We start from the raw sequence: 9,960 nt of genomic DNA, 5'->3' as shown, positions 1-9,960 counted from the left end.
CCAAGGCTCAGAATTTTCTGCTCACACAAGTCGCAAATCCGACAGGCTGCTAGGGACGTCAGGAAGGGCTTCTTTTTTGTAAAAAAGAAGCAAAAAACTTTTTTTACTTGGGGTCGTGGCTGGTTGAGTGATGTGGGTCAGCCCAGGCGGGCCAGCCAGGTGATCAGGCCGCGTGGTTGCGGGCTCGTGACCAGTTTTGAAAGATCGCTGGTCAGCGCTGCATAATCCGGGTGCTGGTTCAGCCCGAGATCGGGGATGATGAAACGCGCGTTGCCGTGCGGGCCGAACACATAGATCAACGCCGAATGCACGACCTGATATTTTTCCGGGTCCGGCGAAGGATGCACCGAGGCGACCACACGATAACGCCGCGTCAGTTGATAGATCTGATTGGCACTGCCGCGCAGCCCGACGAAATGCGGATCGAACAACGCGAGATATTTCTTCAGCACCGGCAGCGTATCGCGCGCCGGATCGACCGTGACGAACAGAAACACCGTGTTAGCGGCGGCGGAGCCGAGTTTCAGATAGATCTGATGAAGTTTGTAGAGCGTGTCAGGACATACGTCGGGGCAGTTGGTATAGCCGAAATACAGCATCACCACCTTGCCCCGAAAATCGGCGGCGGTGACGGTCTTGCCGGTACTTGCATCCTTCATCGTGAACGCCAGCGGCGGTACGAGCCCGGCGACCGGCACCACCGGCTGCGCGGCGATCGCCATGAACGGCGTTAGTAAGCACAACGCCAGCAGACACCGCCGTAATGCGGCATTCATGAGGACGACGCACCGATCTTTGCCTTCAGCGCCTCGTTGACTAACGCCGGATTACCCTTGCCGGCCATCGCCTTCATCACCTGACCCACGAAGAACCCGAACAGTTTTTCCTTGCCCGATCGATATTCGGCCAACTTGTCCGGATTGGCGGCAAGCACCGCATCGATCGCGGCATCGATCGCACCGGTATCGGTCACCTGGCGCAGGCCGCGCGCCTCGACGATGGCGGCCGGCGCCTCACCGGTCTCGACCATGAGTTCCAGCACATCCTTGGCGATCTTGCCGTTGATCGTGCCGTCCTTGATCAGATCGAGCAGCGCGCCGAGATCCGCCGCGCTGACCGGGCTGTTCTCGATGCTGCGGCCGGTGCGGTTGAGGGCGGCGAAAAAATCGCCCAGCATCCAGTTCGCGACCTGTTTGGCATCGCGCCCGGTGGCGACGGTCTCGAAGAAATCGGCGGTGACCTGTTCCATCACGAAAATCGCGGATTCATAGGCGGAAATCCCGTAATCGCGCATCAATCGTGCGCGCTTCGCATCGGGCAGTTCCGGCAGTTCGGCTTTCAGCGTGGCGATCCACGCCTCGTCGAGCACCAGCGGCAGCAGGTCGGGTTCGGGAAAATACCTGTAATCATGGGCATCCTCCTTGCTGCGCATCGAGCGGGTTTCACCGCGCGCGGGATCGAACAGCCGCGTCTCCTGGCGCACCTCGCCGCCGGATTCCCAGATTTCGACCTGCCGACGCGCCTCCGCCTCGATCGCCTGCATCACGAAGCGGATCGAATTGACGTTCTTGATCTCGCAGCGCGTGCGGAATGCCTCGCCCGGCTTGCGGACCGAGACATTGACGTCGGCGCGCATCGAGCCCTCGTCCATATTGCCGTCGCAGGTGCCGAGATAGCGCAGGATGGTGCGCAGCTTGCGAACATAGGCGCCGGCCTCCTCGGGCGTGCGCATGTCGGGTTCACTGACGATTTCCATCAAGGCCACACCCGACCGATTGAGATCGATCAATGATTTGCTCGCGTGCTGATCATGCATGCTCTTGCCGGCATCCTGCTCCAGATGCAGCCGGGTGATGCCGATCGAGCGGGTCTCGCCCGAGTCCAACTCGATGTCGATCGTGCCCATGCCCACGATCGGATGTTCGTACTGGCTGATCTGATACCCCTGCGGCAGATCGGCATAGAAATAATTCTTCCGGTCGAACCGCGACACCAGATTGATCCGCGCGTTCAACCCGAGCCCGGTCCTCACCGCCTGTGCCACGCATTCACGGTTGATCACCGGCAGCATGCCGGGAAAACCGGCGTCGACAAAACTGACCTGGGTGTTCGGTGCGCTGCCGAAATCGGTCGCCGCCCCGCTGAACAATTTGGATTTTGAAATCACCTGGGCATGGACTTCCAGCCCGATCACCAACTCCCAAGTCCCGGTCGCACCCTCGATCGTATAGCTCATGACGTTCCCCCCGCCCGCACCGCAGGACGTGCGCTGAACGCCGCCGCGCGCTCCAGCGCACCGGCCACCGCAAACACCGTCTCCTCATCGAAATGCCGGCCGATCACCTGCAGCCCGAGCGGTAATCCCCGTGCATCCAGCCCCGCCGGCACCGACATCGCGGGCACGCCCGCAAGGTTGGACGGCACGGTGAACACGTCGTTCAAATACATCGTCACCGGATCATCCATCTTTTCGCCGATCGCGAACGCGGCCGAGGGCGCCGTGGGCGTCAGGATCGCATCGACCGTGGCGAATGCCTCGTTGAAATCGCGCAGCATCAGGGCGCGCACTTTCTGGGCGCGCAGGTAATACGCATCATAGTACCCGGCCGAAAGCACATAGGTCCCGATCATGATCCGCCGCTTCACCTCTGCGCCGAACCCCGCCGCCCTGGTGCGCTCGTACAGGTCGATCAGATCCTCGCCCTCGACCCGCGCACCGAACCGCACCCCGTCATACCGCGCGAGGTTCGACGACGCTTCGGCCGGTGCGACGATGTAATAGACCGGCAAACCATATTTGGTATGCGGCAGCGAGACGTCGACGATCTCGGCCCCCGCCTGCCGCAGCCAGTCGATCCCGGCCTGCCAGAGCGTCTCGATCTCCGGCGCCATGCCATCCACCCGGTATTCGCTCGGAATTCCGATCCGCAGGCCCTTCACCCCGCGCGCGCACGCCGCCCGGAAATCCGGCACCGGCCGATCGGCCGAGGTGCTGTCGCGTTCATCGAACCCGCTCATCGCGCCGAGCATGATCGCGCAATCCTCGACCGTGCGCGCCATCGGTCCCGCCTGATCGAGCGAGGAGGCGAAGGCGACGATGCCGAACCGCGAACACCGGCCATAGGTTGGCTTGATCCCCGCGATGCCGGTGAACGAGGCCGGTTGACGGATTGAGCCGCCGGTATCCGTCCCGGTCGCGCCCATCGCCATCCGCGCCGCCACCGCCGCCGCCGACCCGCCGGAGGAGCCGCCGGGGACGAGCTTCGCCCCATCATCGCGCTGCCACGGGTTTTCGACCACGCCATAGGCCGAGGTGATGTTCGATGAGCCCATGGCGAATTCATCGAGATTGGCCTTGCCGAGCATCACCGCGCCGGCGGCCTTCAGCCTCGCAGACACCGTGCTCTCATAGGGCGGCACGAACGGGGACAGGATGTTCGACCCTGCCGTGGTCCGCACGCCTTCGGTGCAGAACAAATCCTTCATCGCAATCGGAATGCCGGACAGGGCAGGGGCGTCGCCCGCCTGCCGCGCCGCATCGGCCGCCTTCGCCTGCTCCCGCGCCAAATCGGCCGTGACGGTAATGAACGCATTGAGTCTGGGATTGAGCGTCTCGATCGCCGCGATATGGGCATCGGTCAGTTCGACTGCCGAGATTTTTTTCGCCGCCAGCGCGTCGAGCGCCGCGGCGATGGTCAGGTCCAGCATGCTCACTCCACCACCTTCGGCACCGCAAAGAAATTGCCAATCCGATCCGGCGCGTTGGCCAGAACGCGCTCGGGATAATCCCCGTCGTTCACCACATCCTCGCGCAGCCGCATCGCCATCTGCGCCCCGCCGGACAGCGGTTGCACGCCATCGACATCGACCTCGGACAATTGTTCGACGTAGCCGAGAATCGCGTTGAGTTCGCCTTCGAGGCGCGGCACCTCATCGTCATCGAGGCGGATACGAGCGAGTTTCGCGATACGGCGAACCGTCGCGGGGTCGAGCGACATGGGCATCCCTTGGGTTTCTGTGCGGTCTGGATCATAAACGCGACCATGACACTGTTCAACCTGACCGATCTGGTGGCTGCAATGCCCCGCAACGCACGGCTGATCGGGCTCGATCCCGGATCACGCATCGTCGGCATCGCCCTGTCCGATGTCAGCCGCCGCCTCGCCTCGCCCTATGGCGCGATGAAGCGCGGCAAGCTGGCCGAGATGGCGCAGACCATCCGCGACATCGCAGCCAAGGAGGGCGCCACCGCGCTGGTGATCGGCCTGCCCTTGTCGATGGATGGCACCTACGGCCCCGCCGCCCAGGCCGCGCGCGACTGGGCGCACGCGATCACCTTCGCGACCAACCTGCCCGCCGCGATGATCGACGAGCGGCTCTCCTCCGCTGCGGTCAACCGCGCCATGATCGCTGCGGATGTTTCGCGGGGCAAGCGGGCCGCACGGGTCGATGCCGCAGCGGCATCCTACATGCTGCAGGCGGCACTCGATATCATCACGAATGCGGGATGAAAATTCTCGCCGTCCTGCTGCTGCTCGTCATCGCCGCCACACTCGAAGTCGGCGGCGATGCGCTGATGCGCAACGGGCTGCACGCCACCGGGCTACACCGGGTGTTCTGGCTGATCGGCGGCACCGCCGTGCTCGCCGCCTATGGCGTGTTCGTCAATCTCGGACCATGGGATTTCGGCCGGGTGCTCGGCGTCTATGTCGTGCTGTTCTTCATCGTGGCGCAACTGGTCAACTGGCTCGGCTATGGCATCCGCCCGGATGCGCCGATCCTCGCCGGCGGCGGGTTGATCTGTGCGGGAGGGCTGGTGCTCATGCTGTGGCGCTGATCCGGCGATGCAGGCGGTTGATCGCGCGGACGGCGAAGCGTGAACCGGGGTCGAGCCGGGCCAGAAATCCGGCGGGCCAGAACGCGGCGCGCGCGGCACGTGCGGCGGCAAGCGGCAGGCGCGCCGGCGGCGGCACGATCGGCCGGTAGGACGACGCGCCGAACCCCTCGGCATGCGGCACGTTGGCGAAACGCGCCGCATCGATCCGATCCGGCTCGGCGAGCAGGGCGCTCAGCCGCGCCAGCGCGATCTCCCGCAGCATCGCCACATGATCGTCACGCAGATACGGCCGCATCGCCTGCGCGACATCGACCACCGCCTCATGGATCAGCGCCGCGATCGCCAAGCGCGGCGCCTCCTCCGCCTGGTCGATCCGCACGGGGAAGGGCACGCCATCACGGCACGCGACATGGCGGATTCCTGATTCCGGCGCCGAGAACAGCAATTCGAGCACCTCGTAGGACCGCCCGACCGTCGCTGCCACCACCGCTTCCGGCGCGCCATCGGTGAACAGAAACCCTTCGGCCCGCAGCCCTTCAGGTCGGGCAGCGGTGGTGCCGAGATAGATCCCGGTCATATCCGGCGCGCTGCCCTGCGCCGTAGTGCCCAGCCGGATCAGCGCGCGTTGCAGCGAGCCGTGCCAGCCGAGATCGACCACGAGGGACTTCCCCGCGAACAAGCCAATCGCATCGAGATGCACCAGCAGATCTCGCCGCTCGACCGCCGCGCGCGCGATGATCGCCCCGGCCAGATCAGCGAACACCGCCCGCAACGCCGCGCGTGACGCCGCGCCGTTCACCACCGTCGCGCCGCTCACCCCATTTCGCGCCATCGCCGCCGCGACCTCCGCCGCCGCCGGGTCGAGATCGGCGCGCTGCAAATAATCCCCGATCGTCACATCACTGACCCCCGAACACAGAAAATCGAGATCGGCGGAGTCCAACGCCGTGATCGACGCGAGATTGAGGCAACGCCGCGAGGACCAGACATAGGACGATGCCGGCCTCGCCTGATCCCGCCACGCCGCCTCATAGGCTTTCTGAAGGATGAGCCCGTCCCGCGCGAGAAAGAACACAAGCCGGTCCTCGGCCATTGCCCGCGCATGGATCATCCCGGCCATCCCGATCGCGGTCGGGGCCACCACCAGATAGGCCAGCGTCAGCCAATACGGATCGCCGACGCCCCGCGCCAACGCCCGCCGCAGCAGCGCATGCGGCAGATCGACCAGCGCATCGCCGGTTGGCGGATAGCGGTTTGCGCCAATCCGCCGCTCCGGCGGGTCGAGCAGAAACGTCGTGATCCCGTGCCGCCGCGCCATCGCGCCATCCGCCTCCGGATGGTCGCCGAGGTGAACGAGACGCGCATCCCGCCCCAGCCCGAATTCCGCGCGGATTGCCGGCCACACCGTCCCGCCCGCCTTGGTCAGGCCGGTTTCGCTGGAGAGATAGAGCTGGACATGCCCGGCCAGCCCCGCCCGATCGAGCATCGCCTCGATCGCCGCGCGCGGCAGATACATATCCGACACGATGATGACGCGCTGACCCGCCGCAACCAGAGCGTGAAACACCGCCGCCACCTGAGGGTCCGGCGCGATGCCGTCGATCTCCAGTGCGACCTCCCGCGCCATCACCGCATCGAAATCGATCCCCGCAGGCGCGTCGCACCGCAATTCGTCATAGATCGCCGCCAGCGTAATCTCGCGCGCCCCGGCGTTCCGCCGTGCCACCGCCTCGGCCACCCTGCGTGCCGCCGCGAACCAGTCGCGCGCCGGCGCCGCCATGGTCGATGCCATCAGCGCAAACAGATCGTCCGGCCGCCACACCGCCCGTTGCACCAATGTATCGAACAAATCGAAACTCACGACATCCGCCGCCATCGCCGCACGGGTGAAAGCCGCCAGCCGCGCGTGATCATTTCCGATCATTTTATGCACTCACAGGTTGCGTTGGTGGTTTCTCACCCCCCCGTCCTCGTGGCAAGTCCTACCTTCATCGCAAGGAGATTTGTCCTATGGATTTTCCGTTATCCGCCGACCCGCTGCAAATCGCCGCGACCCAGCTGGTCGAACCCTTCGAGGGATTCAGCGCCGAACCCTATCGCGACCCCGGCGGCGTCTGGTCGATCGGCTATGGCTCGACCATCGATGCCTGGGGCAACCCGGTCACCGCCGACACCGCGCCGGTCACCCAGGATCAGGCGCTCGCCCTGGTCGAACGCGACCTCACCAGCGCGCTCGATGAGGTCAACGCCGTGGTCATCGTCCCGCTCAACGCCAACCAGCAGGCCGCCCTGGCCGATTTCGTCTATAACGTCGGCGCCGGCAATTTCGAACGCTCGACCCTGCTCGCCCTGCTCAACCAGGGCGACTACACCGGTGCGGCCGACCAGTTCGTCCGCTGGGACTATGCCGACGGCGTCATCCTCCCCGGCCTGCTGCGCCGCCGCGAGGCCGAGGCCGCCCTGTTCAGCGCCGCCGCCTCAGGATAACCGCACCGCAACCGGGCGGCGGCCACCGGCCTCAGCTGGTTTCCTTGTACAATTCCCGCCCGATCAGCATCCGCCTGATCTCCGACGTGCCGGCGCCGATCTCATAGAGCTTGGCGTCGCGCAGCAGGCGGCCGGTGGCATAGTCATTGATATAGCCGTTGCCGCCGAGGCACTGGATCGCTTCGAGCGCCATCCAGGTCGCGCGTTCGGCGGCATAGAGAATCGCCCCGGCGGCGTCCTTGCGGCTGGTCCTGCCGCGGTCGCAGGCGCGGGCGACCGCATAAACATAAGCGCGCGCCGTTGACATCGTGACGTACATGTCAGCCAGTTTACCCTGGATCAGCTGAAACTCGCCGATTTTCTGGCCGAATTGCTCGCGCTCATGCACATAGGGGATCACGATGTCGAGCGCCGCCTGCATGATGCCGAGCGGCCCGGCCGCGAGCACCGCGCGTTCGTAGTCGAGCCCGCTCATCAACACATTCACCCCGCGGCCGAGGCCGCCCAGGATATTCGCCTCCGGAACGACGCAATCCTCGAACACCAATTCCCCGGTATTGGAACCCCGCATCCCCAGCTTGTCGAGTTTCTGGGCGCAGGAAAATCCCGGCATGGTTTTTTCGATGATGAAGGCGGTGATGCCGCGCGCGCCGGCCGCCGGGTCGGTCTTGGCATAAACCACCAGCGTGTCGGCATCCGGCCCGTTGGTGATCCACATCTTGGTGCCGTTGAGCACATAGCTGCCGCCGTGCCGGTCGGCCCGCAACCGCATCGACACCACATCCGATCCCGCATTGGGTTCGCTCATGGCAAGCGCGCCGACGCAGGAGCCATCGAGCAGACCGGGCAGATAGCGGCGTTTCTGCGCCTCCGTGCCGTTCAGATTGATCTGGTTGACGCACAGATTCGAATGCGCCCCGTAGGACAGGCCGACCGAGGCGGACGCGCGCGAAATCTCCTCCATCGCGACCGCATGGGCCAGATACCCCATCCCCGCGCCGCCATACGCCTCCGGCACCGTCACGCCGAGCAAGCCCATGGCGCCGAATTTCCGCCACAGATCGGCAGGGAAATCATTGTCACGGTCGATCGCGGCCGCGCGCGGGGCAATCTCGGCGACGGCGAAACGGCGGACGGCGTCGCGCAGCGCGTCGATCTCCTCGCCGAGGTCGAAATCGAGAGAGGCGTGATTATTGGCGAGCATGGCTGGTTCCTGACGGTGGGGGCATCGTGGCCGGCGCGGCGGCTTCAAGCCAGCCCCACAGGCCGAGAGCGGCGCCGATGATGCCTTCGGTGCCGTTGTAATTCACCACGGCGGCGACGCCGACCGCCAAGGCGGCAACCCCGAGGCCGCGGCGGGCGAACAGAAAGCCGGCGATACCGAGGCCGAGCGCCGCGAGACCGAACCAGCCCTCATACTGCGCCCACAGCACCGCCTGGCGCGGCACGCACACGAGCGGCGCATGCGCGCCCGCGCACAGCCCAACGAAGGCGCGCGGCACGATGGTGAGGTCCCGAAACACGATAGCGGCGGCGGAAACCGCGATCACCACGCCGATTCCAACCCGATCCGCCCGGCTCAATCTTGCTCTCATGCCTTCCGCCCCGTAATGGTGCATTGCGAAAACGCCCGAAGAAACGCCACACCGCTTACCATGAAACCATGACCGACCAGAAATCGCCGCCGCACACCTCTCTGAGCTTTCAGGACATCATCCTCACGCTGCACCGGTTCTGGGCGGCGCAGGGCTGTGTCATCCTGCAACCCTATGATCTGGAAATGGGTGCCGGCACGTTTCACCCCGCCACCACCCTGCGCGCCCTGGGGCCGAAACCCTGGGCGGCGGCCTATGTGCAGCCCTCGCGCCGGCCCTCGGATGGGCGCTACGGCGAGAACCCGAACCGCTTGCAGCATTATTACCAGTATCAGGTGATCATCAAGCCATCGCCGGAAAACGCCCAGGACCTGCTGCTCGACAGCTACCGCGCGATCGGGCTCGACCCGCTTCTGCATGATTTCCGTTTCGTCGAGGACGATTGGGAAAGCCCGACCCTGGGGGCCTGGGGCCTGGGCTGGGAAATCTGGTGCGACGGGATGGAGGTGGGGCAGTTCACCTATTTCCAGCAGGTCGGCGGCATTGCGGTCGATCTGCCGAGTTTCGAGATGACCTATGGGCTGGAACGCCTCGCGATGTATGTGCAGGGCGTCGAGAACGTGTTCGACCTGAAATTCAACGACGCCGCCGGAATCCATGGGCTGCGCTACGGCGATGTCTTCCGGCGCGCCGAGCGAGACTATTCCACCTATAATTTCGAGGTCGCGAACACCGACATGCTGATCCGCCACTTCGCCGACGCCGAGGTTGAATGCGCCGCGCTGGTGGCGCGCAACCTCGCCCAACCCGCCTATGATCACTGCATCAAGGCGAGCCATCTGTTCAACCTGCTCGATGCGCGGGGTGTAATTTCGGTGTCCGAACGCGCCAGCTATATCGGCCGGGTGCGGGCGCTGGCGAAATCGTGCGCGGAGGCATGGGTTGCCGGTGAGCTTGTCTGATGGCTGAGTTTTTTCTGGAACTCTTCTCCGAGGAAATTCCCGCGCGCATGCAGGCGCAGGCGGCGGCGGAGTTGGAACG

11 protein-coding genes are annotated in these 9,960 nt (G+C 65.1%); 4 read left to right on the top strand and 7 right to left on the bottom strand.

Annotated elements, in window-relative coordinates; translation table 11 throughout:
• Positions 1-137: 137 nt before the first annotated feature.
• From ACP5E6_RS13930 to gatC, 4 genes are read right to left on the bottom strand one after another with little or no spacing between them, the layout of a single operon-like run.
• A complete protein-coding gene (locus ACP5E6_RS13930; RefSeq protein WP_427954921.1) occupies positions 138-776 on the bottom strand; it encodes an SCO family protein in 639 nt (212 codons plus the stop codon).
• Positions 773-2,236: an Asp-tRNA(Asn)/Glu-tRNA(Gln) amidotransferase subunit GatB gene (gene gatB / locus ACP5E6_RS13925; protein ID WP_427954920.1), complete on the bottom strand. Its 1,464-nt coding sequence runs from the start codon at positions 2,234-2,236 to the stop codon at positions 773-775. Before gatB ends, ACP5E6_RS13930 begins: the two co-directional genes overlap by 4 nt.
• On the bottom strand, positions 2,233-3,708 hold the full coding sequence (gene gatA, locus ACP5E6_RS13920) for an Asp-tRNA(Asn)/Glu-tRNA(Gln) amidotransferase subunit GatA (protein ID WP_427954919.1): 1,476 nt from the start codon (positions 3,706-3,708) through the stop codon (positions 2,233-2,235). Before gatA ends, gatB begins: the two co-directional genes overlap by 4 nt.
• 2 nt (positions 3,709-3,710) lie before the next feature.
• Positions 3,711-3,998: an Asp-tRNA(Asn)/Glu-tRNA(Gln) amidotransferase subunit GatC gene (gene gatC, locus ACP5E6_RS13915; protein WP_427954918.1), complete on the bottom strand. Its 288-nt coding sequence runs from the start codon at positions 3,996-3,998 to the stop codon at positions 3,711-3,713.
• A 45-nt stretch (positions 3,999-4,043) separates the two neighbouring features.
• Here gatC and ruvX point away from each other — a divergent pair, with 45 nt between their 5' ends.
• Both ruvX and ACP5E6_RS13905 read left to right on the top strand, forming a co-directional pair.
• Positions 4,044-4,511 carry a Holliday junction resolvase RuvX gene (ruvX, locus tag ACP5E6_RS13910; RefSeq protein WP_427954917.1) on the top strand — a complete coding sequence of 156 codons (468 nt, stop codon included), beginning with the start codon at positions 4,044-4,046 and terminating at the stop codon, positions 4,509-4,511.
• Positions 4,508-4,837, top strand: a complete 330-nt coding sequence (locus tag ACP5E6_RS13905; RefSeq protein ID WP_427954916.1) for a hypothetical protein — start codon at positions 4,508-4,510, stop codon at positions 4,835-4,837. The genes ruvX and ACP5E6_RS13905 overlap by 4 nt, the downstream gene beginning before the upstream one ends.
• Here the strand turns inward: ACP5E6_RS13905 and ACP5E6_RS13900 are convergent.
• The gene (locus ACP5E6_RS13900) at positions 4,821-6,761 is read right to left on the bottom strand and encodes a hypothetical protein (RefSeq protein WP_427954915.1); all 1,941 of its coding nucleotides are present in this window, start codon (positions 6,759-6,761) and stop codon (positions 4,821-4,823) included. The genes ACP5E6_RS13905 and ACP5E6_RS13900 overlap by 17 nt on opposite strands.
• An 86-nt stretch (positions 6,762-6,847) precedes the next feature.
• Here ACP5E6_RS13900 and ACP5E6_RS13895 point away from each other — a divergent pair, with 86 nt between their 5' ends.
• A complete protein-coding gene (locus ACP5E6_RS13895) occupies positions 6,848-7,324 on the top strand; it encodes a lysozyme (protein WP_427954914.1) in 477 nt (158 codons plus the stop codon).
• 31 nt (positions 7,325-7,355) lie between these two features.
• Here ACP5E6_RS13895 and ACP5E6_RS13890 read toward each other — a convergent pair whose 3' ends face one another.
• Both ACP5E6_RS13890 and ACP5E6_RS13885 read right to left on the bottom strand, forming a co-directional pair.
• The gene (locus tag ACP5E6_RS13890; protein ID WP_427954913.1) at positions 7,356-8,528 is read right to left on the bottom strand and encodes an isovaleryl-CoA dehydrogenase; all 1,173 of its coding nucleotides are present in this window, start codon (positions 8,526-8,528) and stop codon (positions 7,356-7,358) included.
• Positions 8,515-8,919 (bottom strand): hypothetical protein, encoded by a 405-nt coding sequence (locus ACP5E6_RS13885; RefSeq protein WP_427954912.1) that lies wholly within the window; start codon positions 8,917-8,919, stop codon positions 8,515-8,517. The genes ACP5E6_RS13890 and ACP5E6_RS13885 overlap by 14 nt, the downstream gene beginning before the upstream one ends.
• Positions 8,920-8,987: 68 nt before the next feature.
• Here ACP5E6_RS13885 and ACP5E6_RS13880 point away from each other — a divergent pair, with 68 nt between their 5' ends.
• Positions 8,988-9,881: a glycine--tRNA ligase subunit alpha gene (locus ACP5E6_RS13880; protein WP_427954911.1), complete on the top strand. Its 894-nt coding sequence runs from the start codon at positions 8,988-8,990 to the stop codon at positions 9,879-9,881.
• Positions 9,882-9,960: the final 79 nt, after the last annotated feature.

This window comes from Acidiphilium sp., assembly GCF_049977125.1.
Classification (GTDB): Bacteria; Pseudomonadota; Alphaproteobacteria; order Acetobacterales; family Acetobacteraceae; genus Acidiphilium.
The sequence above is the reverse complement of the archived record's forward strand: the minus strand, read 5'-3'. Positions and strand labels throughout refer to the sequence as shown.